The sequence below is a fragment of the Spongiactinospora sp. TRM90649 genome (assembly GCF_029382225.1).
Lineage (GTDB): Bacteria > Actinomycetota > Actinomycetes > Streptosporangiales > Streptosporangiaceae > Spongiactinospora.
In genome coordinates this window covers 13,456-29,802 of record NZ_JARLTC010000010.1, presented here as the reverse complement: position 1 = coordinate 29,802, position 16,347 = coordinate 13,456, and the positions used below count along the sequence as shown (strand labels likewise).

16 protein-coding genes are annotated in these 16,347 nt (G+C 73.3%); 4 read left to right on the top strand and 12 right to left on the bottom strand.

What is annotated here, in order from left to right:
• Positions 1–121: 121 nt before the first annotated feature.
• Positions 122–859, top strand: coding sequence for an NAD(P)-dependent oxidoreductase (locus tag P3X83_RS13980; protein ID WP_277305457.1), 738 nt, complete (start codon positions 122–124; stop codon positions 857–859).
• A 4-nt stretch (positions 860–863) separates the two neighbouring features.
• Here the strand turns inward: P3X83_RS13980 and P3X83_RS13975 are convergent, their stop codons facing one another.
• The 4 genes from P3X83_RS13975 to P3X83_RS13960 are packed head-to-tail and all read right to left on the bottom strand — an operon-like array spanning position 864 to position 4,808.
• Positions 864–2,141 (bottom strand): RNA polymerase sigma factor, encoded by a 1,278-nt coding sequence (locus tag P3X83_RS13975; protein WP_277305456.1) that lies wholly within the window; start codon positions 2,139–2,141, stop codon positions 864–866.
• 44 nt (positions 2,142–2,185) lie between these two features.
• Complete coding sequence (locus P3X83_RS13970) at positions 2,186–3,355, bottom strand: DegT/DnrJ/EryC1/StrS family aminotransferase (RefSeq protein WP_277305455.1); 1,170 nt, start codon at positions 3,353–3,355, stop codon at positions 2,186–2,188.
• A complete protein-coding gene (locus P3X83_RS13965; protein ID WP_277305454.1) occupies positions 3,352–4,119 on the bottom strand; it encodes an amidohydrolase family protein in 768 nt (255 codons plus the stop codon). Before P3X83_RS13965 ends, P3X83_RS13970 begins: the two co-directional genes overlap by 4 nt.
• A complete protein-coding gene (locus P3X83_RS13960) occupies positions 4,116–4,808 on the bottom strand; it encodes an amidohydrolase family protein (RefSeq protein ID WP_277305453.1) in 693 nt (230 codons plus the stop codon). The genes P3X83_RS13965 and P3X83_RS13960 overlap by 4 nt, the downstream gene beginning before the upstream one ends.
• 142 nt (positions 4,809–4,950) lie before the next feature.
• Between P3X83_RS13960 and P3X83_RS13955 the strand changes: the two genes are divergently transcribed.
• Together P3X83_RS13955 and P3X83_RS13950 are read left to right on the top strand one after the other, a co-directional pair.
• Positions 4,951–5,688 (top strand): hypothetical protein, encoded by a 738-nt coding sequence (locus tag P3X83_RS13955; RefSeq protein WP_277305452.1) that lies wholly within the window; start codon positions 4,951–4,953, stop codon positions 5,686–5,688.
• On the top strand, positions 5,685–6,440 hold the full coding sequence (locus P3X83_RS13950; protein WP_277305451.1) for an amidohydrolase family protein: 756 nt from the start codon (positions 5,685–5,687) through the stop codon (positions 6,438–6,440). Before P3X83_RS13955 ends, P3X83_RS13950 begins: the two co-directional genes overlap by 4 nt.
• On the opposite strand, the gene P3X83_RS13945 is transcribed toward P3X83_RS13950, so the two are convergent.
• From P3X83_RS13945 to P3X83_RS13925, 5 genes are all read right to left on the bottom strand, one after another.
• The gene (locus P3X83_RS13945) at positions 6,405–7,286 is read right to left on the bottom strand and encodes a dihydrodipicolinate synthase family protein (RefSeq protein WP_277305662.1); all 882 of its coding nucleotides are present in this window, start codon (positions 7,284–7,286) and stop codon (positions 6,405–6,407) included. The two genes, P3X83_RS13950 and P3X83_RS13945, sit on opposite strands and share 36 nt — an antisense overlap.
• Positions 7,287–7,302: 16 nt before the next feature.
• Positions 7,303–8,166, bottom strand: coding sequence for a carbohydrate ABC transporter permease (locus P3X83_RS13940; RefSeq protein WP_277305450.1), 864 nt, complete (start codon positions 8,164–8,166; stop codon positions 7,303–7,305).
• Positions 8,163–9,017 (bottom strand): sugar ABC transporter permease, encoded by an 855-nt coding sequence (locus P3X83_RS13935; RefSeq protein WP_277305449.1) that lies wholly within the window; start codon positions 9,015–9,017, stop codon positions 8,163–8,165. Before P3X83_RS13935 ends, P3X83_RS13940 begins: the two co-directional genes overlap by 4 nt.
• Positions 9,018–9,127: 110 nt before the next feature.
• Positions 9,128–10,378: an extracellular solute-binding protein gene (locus tag P3X83_RS13930; RefSeq protein WP_277305448.1), complete on the bottom strand. Its 1,251-nt coding sequence runs from the start codon at positions 10,376–10,378 to the stop codon at positions 9,128–9,130.
• Between the two features lie 119 nt (positions 10,379–10,497).
• Positions 10,498–11,670 carry a DegT/DnrJ/EryC1/StrS family aminotransferase gene (locus P3X83_RS13925; protein ID WP_277305447.1) on the bottom strand — a complete coding sequence of 391 codons (1,173 nt, stop codon included), beginning with the start codon at positions 11,668–11,670 and terminating at the stop codon, positions 10,498–10,500.
• 82 nt (positions 11,671–11,752) lie between these two features.
• Between P3X83_RS13925 and P3X83_RS13920 the strand changes: the two genes are divergently transcribed.
• Entirely contained in the window at positions 11,753–12,958 is a 1,206-nt protein-coding gene (locus P3X83_RS13920) for a hypothetical protein (RefSeq protein ID WP_277305446.1), read from the top strand.
• Here the strand turns inward: P3X83_RS13920 and P3X83_RS13915 are convergent.
• The 3 genes from P3X83_RS13915 to P3X83_RS13905 all read right to left on the bottom strand — a co-directional run bounded on the left by P3X83_RS13915 (position 12,955) and on the right by P3X83_RS13905 (position 16,032).
• Complete coding sequence (locus P3X83_RS13915) at positions 12,955–14,022, bottom strand: dihydrodipicolinate synthase family protein (RefSeq protein ID WP_277305445.1); 1,068 nt, start codon at positions 14,020–14,022, stop codon at positions 12,955–12,957. The two genes, P3X83_RS13920 and P3X83_RS13915, sit on opposite strands and share 4 nt — an antisense overlap.
• Before the next feature lie 65 nt (positions 14,023–14,087).
• Positions 14,088–15,095 (bottom strand): NAD-dependent epimerase/dehydratase family protein, encoded by a 1,008-nt coding sequence (locus tag P3X83_RS13910; protein ID WP_277305444.1) that lies wholly within the window; start codon positions 15,093–15,095, stop codon positions 14,088–14,090.
• 85 nt (positions 15,096–15,180) lie between these two features.
• Entirely contained in the window at positions 15,181–16,032 is an 852-nt protein-coding gene (locus P3X83_RS13905; protein ID WP_277305443.1) for a Gfo/Idh/MocA family oxidoreductase, read from the bottom strand.
• Positions 16,033–16,347: the final 315 nt, after the last annotated feature.

Below are 16,347 nucleotides of genomic sequence, written 5' to 3'. Positions count from 1 at the left end.
TATCGGCCTAGCCCGAAACATGATGTCATTTCGGCCCCGTCCGTTATAGGGTTCAGATCGATCTCGACATCGAACCGTGACATCGCCTTGAGACATCGCCTTGAGACACCGGAGGTACGGCATGCGCGTCCTGCTCGTCGGCGGCGGCGGAACCGTGGGCGGGCACGTGATCCCGCATCTTCGCGCCCGGCACGAGCTGACCGTGCTCGACCCGGCCGCCCCCGCCATGCCGGGCGTCACCGTCGTCGCCTCCGGCGTGACCGAGCCCGGCGCCCTCGACGCCCTGGCCGGCATGGACGCCGTGATCCATCTCGCCGCCGTCGTCCCGCGCGGCGGGCAGGTGGACGATTCCGCCCGGGTCTGCGCCGCCTACCTGGTCAACGTGGGGTCCGTGCACGCCGTGCTGACCGCCGCGCGACGGCATGGGGTGCCCAGGTTCGTCCACATCAGCACCCTGGCGGTCTTCCGCGACTACGGGGTCAGGCCCGTGGACGTCCGTCTCGCCGCCGACGCCGACGAGCCGTACGGGCTGTCCAAGCGGCTGGCCGAGGAGGTGTGCCGCACCCAGGCGGCCGGGGGCGGGATCACGGCGGTGTCCCTGCGGCTGGCCTACCCGACCCCTGACGCCGACTGGCCGCTGTGGCGCCCGCCGACCGGCGCCGAGCCGTTCAACCCCACGATGGGAGACGGGCGGCCCGTCACTCCGCTGTCCGCCGTGGACACGGCGGCGGCCATCGAGGCGGCGCTGGGCTACGACGGCCCGCACCGGGGGTTCGCGATCACCGGCGATCCGGCCACGGTGACCGGCGACGACACCGCGAGCGTGCTCGGCTGGCGCCCCTCCAGGACGCCCGCCTGACCCCTCACCCGCCGAGAGCGGCGGCCCGCTCCAGGAACACCCCGCGCTCCCGCTCGTTGCGGGTGAGCGCGGCGGCCCGCTCGAACTCCTCGCGGGCCTCCGCCGCGCGTCCCAGCCTGGCCAGCAGGTCGCCGCGCACGGCGGGCAGCGGCGGGTAGCCGCGCAGCGCCCCCTCCTCCGCCAGCCCGTCCACGATCTGGAGCCCCCGCTCGGGGCCGTGGGCCATGCCCACCGCGACCGCGCGGTTCAGCTCCACGACGGGCGAGGGCGCTACGTGGGCGAGCAGCACGTACAGGGCGGCCATCCGCTCCCAGTCGGTGTCCTGGTAGGCGGGCGCGCGGGCGTGGCATGCCGCGATGGCGGCCTGCAGGCCGTACGGGCCGAGCGTGCCGATCTCCTCGGCCCGCGCCAGGGCGGCCAGCCCGCGCCGGATCAGCAGCCGGTCCCATTTCGCGCGGTCCTGGTCGGCCAGCAGCACCGGACGGCCGCCGGGACCGATCCGGGCCGCGACCCGCGACGCCTGGATCTCCATCAGCGCGACCAGGCCGTGCACCTCGGCCTGGTCCGGCATCAGCCCGGCGAGCACCCGGCCCAGCCGTGTCGCCTCGCGGCAGAGGTCCGGGCGGGTCCAGTCCGCGCCGGCGGTCGCCGAGTAGCCCTCGTTGAAGATGAGGTAGATCACCTCCAGCACCGAGGCGAGCCGTCCGGACAGTTCACCGGGCACGGGCAGTTCGATCGCCACCCGCCGTTCGGCGAGCGTGCGCTTGGCGCGGGAGATCCGCTGCCCGACGGTGGGCTCGGGGACGAGGAACGCCCGCGCGATCTCCCCCGTGGTCAGGCCGCCGAGCAGGCGCAGGGTGAGCGCCACCCGGGCCTCGCCGGGCAGCACCGGATGGCAGGCGGTGAACAGCAGGCGCAGCAGGTCGTCGCCGATGTGGTCGTCGAGGGCGTCATCGAGTTCGGCCTCGGCGCTCTCCTGGCGCGTCTCCAGGTCTCTGCCCACCTCGGCGAGCTTCTCCGCGTAGCGGGCGCCGCGCCGCATCCGGTCGATCGCCCGGTGCTTGGCGGTGAGCGTCAACCACGCGCCGGGGTTGGCGGGCACGCCGGAGACGGGCCACTGCTCCAGCGCGATGACCAGCGCGTCCTGGGCGAGCTCCTCGGCCGTGCCGATGTCGCCGGTGATCCGGGCGAGCCCGGCGATGATCCGGCCCGCCTCGATGCGCCACACTGCCTCGACCGCCCTGCGGACGTCATAGGCGCCGGGGGCGTCGCCTGCGTTCATGACGTCCGATACAAGCATCACCGGAGCGCACGGACAACACCGGGTCAGCGAACGCGCGACATCGCCGCGGGCAGCACCTTCGCCAGCGCCTCGGCGACCCCGGCCGCCTCCGCCGGGTCGGCCATCAGCATCGACTGGCGCACCCAGACCACGTCGCGGGACGCCGCCTCGGCCGCCGGGCAGGGCAGCGCGCGGACGCCCGCCCGCGTCAGCGCGTCCATCCCCGTCAGGTGCGGGTAGCCGCCGTCCAGCGGCACGCCCTCGGCCGCCATGGCGGCGAGCAGGAACTCCCGGTCGGCGGGCGTCTCCAGGCGCAGCATGAGCAGGTGACGGCTGTCGGCGGTGGTGCCCGGCGGCCTGGGGACCGCGTGTACGGGCAGGCCCTCCAGCAGCCGTTCCACCTCCAGGCAGAACGCCTCCCGGCGGGCGATCTCGCCGGGCAGCCGGTCCAGCCAGGGCAGCAGCAGCGCCGCCTGGATGTCGGTCATGCGCAGGTTCCAGCCCACCTCCGGGTGGCCGTACCACTCGCCGCCGAGCCGCCGCCCGACGTTGCAGGCCGACCAGATCCGGCCGTGCAGCGCCTCGTCCCGGCAGACGATCACGCCGCCCTCCCCTGCGGTCATCGCCTTGCTCGACTGGAAGCTGTAGACCCCGGCGTCGCCGAGGCCGCCGATGGGCCGGTCGGCGTACCGCGCGCCGTGGGCCTGGGCGCAGTCCTCGACGACGGCCAGGCCGTGCCGGGCGGCGACCTCGGTGAGCGCGTCCATGTCGGCGGGGCTCCCGGCCAGGTGCACCGGCATGATCGCGGCCGTCCTCGCGGTGACGGCCGCCTCGGTGGCGGAGGCCGACAGGTGCAGGTCCACCGGATCGACGTCGGCGATCACCGGGACCGCCCCGGCGAGCAGCACGGCCGAGGCCGAGGCCACGAACGTGTAGGCGGGCACGATCACCTCGTCGCCGGGGCCGACCCCGAGGCCGCGCAGGGCGGCGAACAGCCCGAGGGTGGCGTTGCCGACGGTGACGCCGTGCCCGGCCCCCGACAGCCGGGCGAAGGCGGCGGCCAGGTCGCCGCACAGCGGCCCCTGCGTCGCCCCCCACTGCCCGCTCTCCAGGACCTTGGTGACCAGCTCCCGCTGCGCGGGATCGAGGGGCGGCGGCCACGCGGGCCAGGGCGCGGTGCGGACGGGGGCGCCCCCGTCGAGGGCGAGCGTCATGGTCGTGTTCCTCTGCTTGCGGTGAGGGTCCGGCCGAGCGCCGGGCCGAGGATCCGGGCCAGGTTCCCGCCCGCCACCAGTGCCCGCGCCTCGTCGTCGAGGGGGGCCAGCGCGAGCTTGCCGTAGCCGGCGCGCAGGTCGAGGAAGCAGGCGTCGGAGCCGTAGACGACGCGGTCGGCGCCGGCCAGGGCGACCAGACGGGCGATCCACCTTCCGGTGATCTTGGATCCGCAGGTCTCCAGGTAGAGCGCGGGGTGGTCGGCCGCGATGGCGGCGGCGCGGGCGAAGCCGTCCGGTTCGAGGCCGCTGTGGCCCATGAGCAGCGGCACGCCGGGGTGGCGGGCGGCGACGGCGGCGAACCGCGACGGGTCGCTCCACGGCGAGCCGGTCTGGCCGTGGGACAGGACGGGCATGCCGTGTTCGCGGGCGTATTCCCAGACGTGGTCGTAGCGCGGGTCGTCGAGCGCGCACAGGTGGACGTCGGGGTGCAGCTTGATCCCCCAGACGGCGGGACCGCCGGTCAGCGGGTGGCGGTGGTGGGGGTTGGCGACCTCCCAGACGCCGAACCTGCCGGGGTGCGCGGCGGCGGCCTCGGCCGCCAGCCGGTTGCCGGTGCCGGCGTCGGGGCCGACCGCGAGCAGGTGGCTGACGCCCATGGCGGTGATGCCGAGCCGGTCCATGTGGCGGACCAGCCCCTCGGCGGTGGGGTCGGGGATCAGGAAGTCGGGCCACCGGCCGATGTGCCCGTGCGCGTCGAGGATCACAGCATCGCCTCCAGCGAGCCCGCCGCGATCAGCTCGATGTCGCCGGGCGGCAGTTCCAGGTGGTCGAGCATGAACCTGGGGCCGCAGTCGTCCTTCTCCGGAGCGCCGGTGCCGAAGACCAGCCGCCCGGCCCCGAAGCGCTCGGCCAGCCACTCCACGCCGCCCTGGGTGTTCACCGTGCCGATCTCCACGCGCAGCTCCGCGATGGTCTCCATCAGCTCGGCCACGGCGCGCAGCCGCCGGTATCCGGGGTTGAGCAGCAGGACGCGCAGCCCCGGCAGGCTCGCGGCGAGCGCGCGCAGCTCGGCGGGCGAGGTCTCGGCCAGGTCGATCGCCACCGGCAGGCCGGCGGACGACAGTTCGCCGAGCCAGCGCAGGGCGACCGGGCCGGTCAGCTCGAAACGGTGCCGGGACGGGCAGAGCCGGATCATCCGGACGCCCCAGTCCAGGACCTCGCGCGGGTCGCGCGGGGCGCACGCGCCCGCCACCCCCGGCACCACGACCGGCACCGGACGCAGCCGCGGGTCGCCGAGCGCAAGGAGGGCCTCGTTGCCCTCCTGGGCGTCGGAGTACAGGCTCAGCGTGTGGGTGACCCAGGCGGCCTCGATGCCGAGCCGGTCCATCTCCGGCCGGGGGTCGGCGGGCAGGTCGTCGGACGGCACCGGCCCGGCCAGCCGGTGGGCGTCCACGGTTCGGAGCGTTGAGCCATATTTCGGCACAGACCGAAACTTAGCCCGGTGAACGAAGGCCCGTCAAGGCCGGGCCCGCCTTGCCCCGGAACACGGCGGCACATTAAGGTCATGGCCGATATAGGACAAACCGGAGGACGGGATGGCGGTTTTCGACGCGGCGGCGCTGATCGGCGACCTCCGGGTGACCCTCGACGTCGACGTCCTCGTCGGGGCGTACCCCGATCGGGACGGCCCTCCGGGTGCGCCGGAGTCGGTCAGGGGCGTGCTCGCCCGGCATGGGATCGCCACGGGGGCGGTCGCGAGCCTGCGGGCCGCGCTGTTCGACATGGTCTCCGGCAACGACGAGGTGGTGGCCCTGCCCCGCCCGCCGTTCCTGCCCGTCGGCGCCGTGGACCTGCGCGACCCGATCGGAGCCGCCGAAGAACTGGAACGGCTGGCCGCCGCCTCCGTGCGCGCGGTCCGGCTGTTCCCCGACGAGCAGGGCGTCGAGGCGGGCTTCCCCTCGGTACGGCACGTCGCCAAGCGGGCCACCGCGCTCGGCATGACCATCCTGACCGGCGGCGACGTGCGGCGCTTCTGGCGGCCGTTCAGCGGCATCGGCGCCACCGTGGTCTTCCTGGACACGCACTTCTACCACCTGGGCGACTTCCTGGTGACCGCCGGCGACGAGCCGGGGTTCCACACCTCCACGCGGCTGCTCAACTCCCCCGACGCACTGGAGACCGTCGGCGCCGGGCGTCTGCTGTTCGGCTCCCGCGCCCCGCACGGCGAGCCGCTGGTGCCGCTGCTGCGGCTGGCCACCAGCGGCCTGCGCCCCGATGAGATCGCGGCGGTCGCCGGCGGCAACGCCGCCCGCCTGCTGGGAGCGAACCGATGATCATCGACGTGCACGCGCACTGGGGCCCCTGGTTCTTCACCATGGACGTGGCCGGCGTATCCCTGGCCGCCATGGACCGCTACGGCATCGACCTGGCCGTCGTGTCCGCCACCGAGGCGGTGATCTACGACGCCCCGGCGGGCAACCGGGCCCTGGCCGGAGTCCTGGAGACCCAGGACCGGCTGTTCGGGTACGTGACCGTCAACCCTCGCAGGCTCGCCGACGCCGAGCGCGACCTGCGCGAGTTCCTGCCCACCGGCCGCTTCGCGGGCGTCAAGATCCACACCGACTACACCGGGTCCCCGGTCGTCTCGGCTCAGACGCGCGAGGCGCTGGAGCTGACCGCGTCCTTCGGATGCCCGGCGCTGGTCCACACGTGGGGCACGTCGGTGCTCGACCTGGCCGAGGTCTGCGCCGGGATCCCCGGGCTGCGGGTGATCGCCGGGCACATGGGCGCGGACGGCTTCCCCCACGCGATCGAGGCGGCGCGCTCCTGCGACCGGCTCTACCTCGAACCGTGCTGGTCGCACGCCCCGGCGGGGCGGTTCGCGCGGGTCGCGGCGGAGGTGGACGACCGGCGGCTGCTCTTCGGCACCGACTCCACGCTGATCGACCCGTCGTCGGCGTTCGGCTCGGTGGCCGCGGCCGGGCTCACCGGGGCGACGGCCGAGCGCGTGGCCTGGCGCAACGCGGCCGAGCTGTTCGGCCTCCCCGGGCTATCCGAGGGCCGCGAGCGGGACTCCGGGCGGTGACTCGCCGGGCAGCGGCGGGCCGTACGGGTCGTGGGCGTGGGAGGCGGGCACCCGCCCCTCGGCGGCGGCCACCCACAGCATCCGCTGGACGTATCCCTCCATCGGCTCGGTGAAGGTCGCCGCGGCCAGCCGGTCCAGCCGTTCCGACGCGCGCAGGAAGCGGGCCAGGTCGGCGCCCTCGAAGGCGCACAGCACCTCGCGGGTGACGCCGACGGCCGCCGCCGCCAGCCCGACCAGCGCGGCCTGCGCCCCCCACATCAGCGAAGGGGCGAACATGCGGTCTTCTCCGGTCACGGCCAGCCGTCCCGCCTCGCGGGCGACGGCGATCGCCCGCTGACAGCCCATCGCGTCGAAGAGCAGCGCCGACTTCAGCCCGGCCACGCCCGGATGGCGGACGAGGTCGCGCAGCACGGCGGGCGGGCAGGGACGCGTGTAGAGGTCGAAGGCGATCATCGGCAGGCCCGACGCCCGCCACACCGCGTCGTGCCGGGCCAGGCGGTCGCCGTCGTCGGGGAAGACCAGCGCGCCCTGCGCCCCGAGGCCCGCCGCCACGGCGGCCTGCTCGTCGGCCCCGCCGCCGGGCGAGCCGCCGACGCCCACGATCACCGGGACGCCGGTGCCCACCGCGCGGGCGATCACGCCCGCGCGGACCTCGTCCGTCAGGTACGGCCCGCGCCCCGTGTGGGCCAGCACCGCCAGCGCGCCCGCGCCGTCGGTGACCAGCCCGCGCAGGTAGGTCTCGACGATGTCGAGGTCGACCTCGCCGGAGGCGGTCATCGGAGTGGCCGCCGCGGCGATCAGGACACCGCGCAGCCGATCACGCAGCCGCGCCGCGCCTGAAGACATCTCCACCCACGGCAGCCTATTTCAATCCGGTCATCGCGATGCTGTTGACCAGGTACCGCTGCAGCAGCGCGAACACCAGCAGGCACGGGACCACCGACACCGTCGCCGAGGCCATCACCGTGGCCAGCGGGACGCCCTCGCTCCGCAGCGTGGCCAGCCCGACCGTCAGGGTCCGCATCTCGTCGCTCTGCGCCATGACGTGCGGCCACAGGAAGTCGTTCCAGTGCCACAGGAACACGAACACGCCGAGCGTGGCCAGGATCGGCCGGGTCAGCGGGAGCACGATCCGCCAGTAGATCCGCCACTCCGACGCGCCGTCCACCTTGGCCGCGTCGAACAGCTCGTCGGGAAGGTCCCTGATGAACTGGCGCATCAGGAAGACCGCCTGGGAGTTGGCCAGCGTGGGCACGATCAGGCCCCAGAAGGTGTCGACCCCGCCGAAGTTGGAGATCAGCACGAACATCGGGATCAGGGTGGCCTGGAAGGGCACCATCAGGGTCGCCACGAACGCCCACATCAGCGCGTCGCGGCCGGGGAAGCGCTTCTTGGCGAAGGCGTATCCGGCCATCGACGCGGTGAGCAGGGTGATCACCACCGAGACCAGCGCGTAGATCACCGAGTTGAGCGTCCAGCGGGTGAACCCGGACACCGACAGCGTCTGGACGATGTTGTCGAAGGTCAGCGTCCGCGGCCAGGCCGTCGGCACGGTCGGCTCGCCCGCCGGGGACAGCGCGACCACGAGCATCACCAGGAACGGGCTCACGGTGAGCACGGCGACCATGCCGAGCAGGACGGTGAGCGGCCACCTGCGTGGCGGGCGAGGGCGCACCGGGGCCGTGGGAGACGACGTGGCGGCCGTCCGGTCGGCGGTGAGGGTCATCGTTCACTCCGGTCGAGCAGCCTGCGCTGGATCAAGGACACGACGAAGACCAGAGCGAACAGCACCATGCCGATGGTGGCCGCGTAGCCGAAGTCGAAGTTGCGGAAGCCCTGCTCGTACAGGCCGTAGACGAGGACGAAGCTGGCCCTCGCCGGGCCTCCGCCGGTCATGACGTAGATCATGTCGAATGTCTGGAAGGCCGTGATGGTCTCGATGACCAGCACGAAGAACAGCGCGGGGCGCAGCAGCGGCAGCACGATCGAGCGGAACCGCTGCCAGGGCCCGGCCCCGTCCACCCGGGCGGCTTCCAGGTACGACGACGGGATCGACTTCAGCCCGGCCAGCAGGATGAGCATCGAGTAGCCGAAGCCCTTCCAGGTGGCGACCGTCGCCAGCGACGTCAGCACCAGCGAAGGATCGTCCAGGAACCCGATCGGGCCGATGTCCAGCCTGGCCAGCAGCCCGTTGAGCAGGCCGTCGAACTCGTAGATCCACCGCCAGATCACCCCGGCCAGGATGAAGCTGGTCACGTACGGCAGGAACAGCATCCCGCGGAACAACCCGCGCGCCACGACCACGGTGTTCAGCAGCAGCGCGGTGGTGAGCGAGAGGATCATGGTCATCGGCACGTAGATCGCCACGTAGACCAGGGTGATCCGCAGGCTGGCCAGGAAGACCTCGTCGCCCAGCAGCCGGGCGTAGTTGCCGGCGCCGACGAAGTCCCACTCTCCGCTGATCTTGTAGTCGGTGAGGCTTATGCCCGCCGCACCCAGCGTGGGCACGAATCTGAAGATCACGAAGAGCACCAGCATGGGGAGGACGAACAGCAGTCCCGTGACAGGGTCCCGCAACCGGTGTCTCACTGGGTTCGCGCCTTTCGTCTAGCGATGTGACCGGAAGGGCCGTCGCGAGCGGCCCTTCCGGTTTGCCGCCCAGCGGGGGCGGAGGGGAGAACGACGGATCAGCCGCCGCTGGACAGAGCCCCGTCGGCCTCCTTGGCCGCGTCGTCCAGGGCCTGCTTCGCGGACTTCTTGCCCTGCAGCGCGGCCTGTAGATGCGGGATCAGCGCCGACATCACCTGCCGGGCCTTGGGGTGGGCGTCGCCGGGGTAGACGAACTCCAGCGCGGGCTCGAAGCGCTTGGCGATCTCGCTCTGCCCCTCCACCTTCGCGTCGGTGCGGGCCGGGAAGTACCCCGACGCCTGGGCCAGGTCGGCGGCGACCTCGGCGGACGCGAGGTACCCGGCGAACTTCTTGGCCGCCGCCATGTTCGGGGAGTGCTTGGCGAGCATCAGCCCGCCGGGGATGCCGAACGTCACCCGCTTGGCCGCGGCGAACGGCAGGCCGATCTCCAGGTTCTCCGCGCCGATGGCCTTGCCGAGCTGCTCGGCGAAGGCCGGGGCCCCCGCGTGCGTCATCGCCGCCTTGCCGGTGGCCAGCGGGCCGCCCTCGACCGCGCTGCCCAGGGTGGCCGCGTTGCCGGGCAGGCCGCCCGCCGCCTTGAGGTCGAGCAGGTACTGCAGTGCGGCCACGCCCTCGGGGCCGTTGAAGGCGACGCTCTTGCCGTCGGGGGCGAAGACGCTGCCACCGTGCGCCCACAGCAGCGGGTAGAAGGTCAGGTTCAGGGTCTCCTCGGGTGCGCCGTAGTAGGCCATCACCGCGATGCCCTTCTCGGCGAGCTTGGGCGCGGCCGCCTTGACCTCGTCCCAGGTGTCGGGGAGTTCGTCGATGCCCGCGTCGGCGAACGCCTTCTTGTTGATCATGGGGGCGCTGGCGGTCTGGTAGATCGGCACGCCGTACAGCTTGCCGTCCACGGTGAGGGCGTTGAGGCCCGCGGGGCGGAACACCGCCTTGTCGGCCGCCACCACGTCGTCCACCGGCTCGATGGTGCCCTGCTGGGCGTACTGCGGGATCTGGTCGGGGCCCAGCACGACCAGGTCGAAGCCCTTCTTGGAGGCGAGCGCGGTGGTCACCTTCTCCTGCCGGCCCTCCCAGGGCTGCAGGTCCACCTTGACGTCGACGGTCGGATTCGCCGCCTCGAAGTCCTTCTCGACCTTGTCCCAGAACGCCTTGCTCTTGGCCTGGTCGTCGATGACGGGATACATCCACAGCGTCACCGTGGACTTGTCCGACCCGGAGCCGGAGCCGGATCCGCACCCGGCCAACGTGACTCCGAGGGCGGCCGCGAGGCCGGCCGCAGCTAGCTTCCGCATCGGCGCCTTCCTTTCTTACCTTAATACCGGTCCTGACCGAAAACTAGTGAGCGGGTAGATGGCGGGTCAATGGCTGAGACATGAACGTGACTACGGCTCGGCCCGAAACCGGTCGCCGGTCACGCTATCGGTCCCCGCTCGCCGGGCTGGGCGTCGGACAGGGCGTCGGTCAGCGCCCCGGCGACGGCCTTGACGTGTTCGTCGGTGTAGTTCTCGTTCCAGTTGACGACCAGCAGCGTGTCGGAGACCAGGCGCTCGGCGTGGGGGCAGGAGGCGTCGCCGGGCGAGCCGGTCCCGGTGAGGGGATAGCGCGACGTGCCGTACAGCGGGCCGTCCCACACCGGGGCATGGTTCAGCGGCTGCTCCAGATAGCCCGCGGTGGCCGGAATCCCGGCCTCCCGCAGCCGCGCGGCCAGGGCGGGCGCCCCGCCACCGGGCAGGATCAGCGGGAACAGCCACCACGCGTGGCCGGTGACCCTCGGCAGCACCACCCCCGGCAGTCCCCGCAGGGCCTCCACCAGCGCCTCCGCGGTGCGACGGCGGGCGGCGACCACGCCGGGCAGCTTGGCGAGCTGCGCCCCGGCCACCGCCGCGGACAGCTCGGTCATCCGGTAGTTCAGCCCGAGGCCGACGTGCGAACGGCCCGCCGCGCGGTCCCAGCCCTTGTCGGCGAACAGGCGCATCCGCCGGGCCGCCTCGTCGTCGTCGGTGATCACCAGCCCGCCGTCGCCGCAGGTGATGTGCTTCCACTGCTGGAGGCTGAAACAGCCCACCAGGCCGTTACGGCCGACCGGCTCCCCGCCGGGCGTGGTGGTCAGCCACGCCTGGGCGCAGTCCTCGATCAGCGCCAGGCCGCGGTCGGCGGCGAGCGCGCGCAGTTCGGCGATCCGGGCGGACGCCCCGAACAGGTGGACCGCCAGGATCGCCCTGGTCCTGGGCCCGATCAGCCGGGCGACGGCCGCCGGATCAAGATTGCCGTCGGAAGGGTCCACGTCGGCGAAGACAGGAACCGCGTTCTGCGCCAAGATGGGGGCCACGGTCCCGAAGTCCGTGATCGGTGTCGTGATGACCTCGTCTCCGGGGTCCGGCGCGGCCGCGACCACCGCGAGGTGGAGCGCCGCCGTGCCGGAGCTGCAGGCGATCGCGTGACCGGAGCCGTACAGCTCCGACATCGCGCGTTCCAGCGCCCGCGCCTCGGTGCCCCAGACGGAGTTCAGCATGCCCGACCGGATCACCCGCTGAGCCGCGGCCACCTCCTCGTCCCCGAGGGTGCGCCCGTCCGGCTCGGTCATGGTGGGGAACTTGAGGACCAACGAGTACCTCGCAAGATAGAATTGCGGTCTTGACCGTAATGGACAGCCATGGGAGGCGCGGGTGGGTATCGTCATCGGTGTGGTCGGGCCGCACGACCTGGTCGACCATGTCGCGGCCACCTGCGAGGAACAGCCGGGCACCTCGGCGCTGCGACTCGACTACGACCACGAGTCGCAGGCCACCTCGATCGTGGAGGCCCACTCCTCGGCGGTGGAGGGCTGGCTGTTCACCGGCATCGTGCCGTACATGCTGACCCGCGACGCCGAGGCGCTGACCCGGCCCGCCGCGTTCGTCGACTACACCGGCTCCACGCTGCTCAGCGCGCTGGTGCGGCTGCAGCGCGAGGGCCAGGACGTCACCAGGCTGTCGATCGACACCCTCTCCCCCGCCGACGTGGCGGCCACCTTCACCGAGGCCGGGCTGCCGGTCGAGGGGCTGCGCACGCTCCCCTACCGCCCGGGCATGACCTCCGACAAGGCGATCGCCTTCCACCGGCGCGGGCCCGCGCACGCCGCCGTCACCTGCCTCAGCTCCGTCCACGAGGCGCTGCGCGGCGACATGCACGTGCTGCGCCTGGCCCCCTCGCCGCACTCGGTGCGGGTGGCGCTGCGCCAGTTGCTGCTGACCGCCGAGGGCCAGGCCCAGGAGGACGCGCAGATCGCACTCGGGCTGATCGAGGTGGAGAGCGACGAGGGCCTGCTGCGCGAGGCCACCGCGCTCGGCGGCACGCTGGCCGCCTTCCGCGGCGGCACCCACCTGCTGGTCACCACCCGCGGGCCGCTGCACGACGCAACCGGCGGCTTCTCCGGCCTGCCCATGCTCTCCCGCCTGGCGGTGCACAACGCGGTCGTGCGGGTCGGCTTCGGGCTCGGGCGCAGCGCGGCGGAGGCGGAGAGCCTGGCACGCAGGGCGCTGGCCAGAGCGCGGCGCATCGGCGAGATCGCGGCCGTGCTGTCGCTGCGCGCCGACACCGACATCGTGCTGGAGTCGGTGTCGGCGACGGCCCCCAGGGAGCAGAACCTCACCGTGATCGCGCGCCGGGTGGGCCTTTCCGTGCCGACCCTGGAGAAGCTCATCGACGCGCGGACGGCGGCCGGGGGCAAGCCGCTGACCACGCGGGAGATCGCCGACCGGCTGGCCGTCCAGCAGCGCACCGCCCGCCGGATGCTGCACCGGCTGGAGCTGGCCGGGCTCGCCGAACGCACCGGCAACCTGACCAGCGGGTCCAGCGGGCGCCCGCTCACGCTGTACCGGCTGACGCTCTAGCAGAGCCACCGGGAAAGGCCCTCGGCGACGAACTCGTCGTCGCGCAGCCAGGGGTACGCCGCCCAGATCCGGTCGATCTCGGCGAGCTGGCCGGGCGACAGCTCCTCCTCCGGGTCCAGGCACCACCGCCCGGCCAGCAGGCCCTGACGGCGCAGCACCTCGTGGATCCCCGGGATGCACCCGTGGAAGCCGTGCCGGGCGTCGAAGATGGCGGCGTTGGCGTCGGTGAGGTGACCATCGAGGGTCAGCAGCCGGCGCGCGGCCACGTCGTCGCCCGAGCGGGCCCGGCCCGCCTCCTCCAGCAGCTCCACCGCGCGGCGGACCCACACCGCCCACTGGCCGAGCAGGCCGCCGACGAACTCCACCTCGACCTCGCGGCCGTCCACGACCACCCGGTGCGGGGTGATCAGGTCGGCCAGGATGTGGTCGTCGTTGCCGGTGTAGAGGGCCAGGTCGGCCTCCCGTCCGGCGCGGCAGACCCCGTGCAGCACGTCGAGCGTGCGGTAGCGGTCGAAGGGGGCGACCTTGATGCCGATCACCGACTCGATCGCGGCCAGCCGGGTCCAGAAGTCGCGGGAGAGCACGCGCCCACCGACCGCGGGCTGCAGGTAGAAGCCGATCACCGGCAGCACCTCGCCGACCGCGCGGGCCCGGTCGATCAGCGCGTCCTCGTCCAGCTCGGGGTGCGGGCTGAGCAGCACCATGTGGTAGCCCAGCGAGGCGGCCAGCTCCGCCTCGGCCACGGCCCGCGCGGTGTCGCCGGTGGCGCCCGCGACGAGCACCACCTCCCGGCCGCGCTCCCGGTCGTGGCCGCGCGCGGTCTCGGCGGCCAGTTCCAGGACCGGCGCCAGCAGCGCGGTGCCGTGGATGGCGAACTGCGTGGTGTGCACGCCCACCGCCAGGCCGCCCGCGCCCGCGTCGATGTAGTAGCGGGTCAGCGCCCGCTGCCGCCGCTCGTCCAGCCGCCGTTCGGCGGTGAGGGCCAGCGGGTGCGCCGGAATCACCAGTCCGCGCCGGAACAGGTCGCGCACCGGGATCGTCGCCTCGGGTGCCGTGCTCAGCACGTCGTGTTCCCTTCCTTGTCGTGATGCTGTCGTTGTGCCGTCGTGTCGCATGGACGGGCGGCCGGTCAGAACCGGCCGTCGCGGCGTTCGAACTTGGTGGGCTTGCCCAGCAGCGGCCCGCCGCCGGCGACCCAGCGCGCGGTGTGCTCGATCAGCTCGGCGGGCGTCAGCGCGGGGTAGCCGAACAGGCGGTGACAGCGGGAGGCGTTGGAGAGCAGTGCCGTGGGGGCCTCCTGGCCGGTGAACACGGGCTCCTTGCCAAGGGCCGCGCCGAGGGCCTGAGCGGCCTGCCGTACCGAGATCAGCTCCGGGCCGGTGACGTTGAGCACGTACGGCGGGACGTCGGCCAGCCGCAGCGCGCGCAGCGTCACCTCGTTGGCGTAGCCCTGCCAGACCACGTTCACCTGGCCGGTGGCCAGGTCCACCGGCTCGCCCGCGAGGATCCGCTGCGCCAGGTCCACCAGCACGCCGTAGCGCATCTCGACGGCGTAGTTGAGGCGGATCAGCGCCAGCGGGGTGCCGTGCGTCTCGGCGAAGTGCGCCATGACGCGCTCGCGGCCCAGACAGCTCATCGCGTACTCGCCCACCGGCGCGGCCGGCGAGTCCTCGGTGCTGCCGCCGCTGGTGACCGGCACCAGCGGGTAGACGTTGCCGGTGGACAGCGCGGCGATCCTGGCGCCCCGGAACCGCTCGGCCACGCGCCCCGGCAGGTAGGTGTTGGTGAACCAGGTGGTGTGCTCGCGGCCCTGCGTGCCGAACTTGGCGCCGACCAGGAACACCACGTTGGCGGCGTCGGGCAGCCCGGCCAGGGCGCGCTCGTCGGCGACGTCGGCGCGGACCACGGTGGCCCCGGCCTCCTGCAGCGAGTCGGCCAGGCCGGACTCGGAGAAGCGGGAGACCGCGATCACCCGCCGGGAGCCCTGGACGGCGTTGAGCGCCAGGCGCACCAGGCTGGGGCCGAGCTTGCCGCCCGCCCCCAGGATCATGAGGTCGCCGTCGAGGCCGCCGAGGTCCTCGGCGAGCCCGGCGCTCGGCAGCGCCAGCCGTTCCTCTAGTTCCGCTACGGTCCGCACCCTGCCTCCTTGCCGTTATTTACGGTCCAGACCGTAACTTTGCGAGGGTTCACCTGTCAATACAGGCGGCCCTGGAGGCGCGGGATCAGCCTCCCGGCTGGAGCGGCGGGGCCGCCTCACGGGCGGCGGCCAGCACGGCCAGGATCGCCCTGGTCTGCTCCCACGGGACCGGGCTGGGGGCCCCGCCGACCATGGCGAGGAACGCGTCGATCGTCCCCCGGTAGCCGAGGCCGTCCAGTGTGTCCGCTCCGCCTTCGATCGCGATCGTCTCCGTCGAGCGGGCGGTGTGGGCGGCGACCGTGTAGGACTCCACCTCCGACACGCCCAGGACCTCCACCGTCCCGGTGATCCCGCTGTCCCAGCGCAGGGCCAGCACGCCGGTGTCCTCGGAGCGCAGGCCGTGGTGCGCGCGGGTGGCGCGGGCGGCCCCGGCCAGCCGTACGTCGGGGCCGAGCAGCGCCACCAGCAGTTCCACACCGTGGATCCCCATCGTGACCAGCGTGCCGCCGCCCTCGGCCGGATCGTCCTGCCACGGGTTGTACCCGGTGGCCCACAGGCCGACGTCGTGCCTTACGGTCGCGCGGACCGCGTGCACCTCACCCCGCGCGGCCCGCTCCGCCAGCCCGTCCGCGGCCTCGGCGAACGCGGGCGCGAACCGCAGCACCGACGTGCTCAAGATCCGCCCGGCGGCGGGGGCGGCCACCGCGTCCAGCGCGTCGAGCTGCGCCCGAGTCGCGGCGGCGGGCTTGTTCACGAAACACGGCGGCCCCGCCTGGACCACCTGCCCCAGCACCGCGGCCAGACCGGGCGTCGGAACGGTCAGCACCACCCCATCCGGCCGCGTGTCGAGCAACTCCCCCGGCCCGCCCACCACCCGCACCCCCGGATGCTCCGCGACGAACCGGTCCAGCCTCTCCCGATCCTCCTCCCAAACCACGAACTCGGCCCGAGACGCGAGCGACCGCGCATCAGTGAACGGATGACTGGTAGCAAGCCCGGCAAAGGCGATGAGCACAAATTCTCCCTCTCCTTGAACCGACCCAAAGGCCGCATTCACCAAACAATGCCCCGCAGTCTCTCAACCCCACCCACCCCACGCGGCCCTCCCCCCTCTAGGGACGGGACGACGGACGGCCACAGACCACGGCGGTCACACCCGGTCGGCGTACGTCCGCCGGACGCGACCCCCGTCCACGCGGTGCCCTGTCACGCCGACAGGGGTCGCCGCCGCCCTCCGCCTCGCTGCCACCAG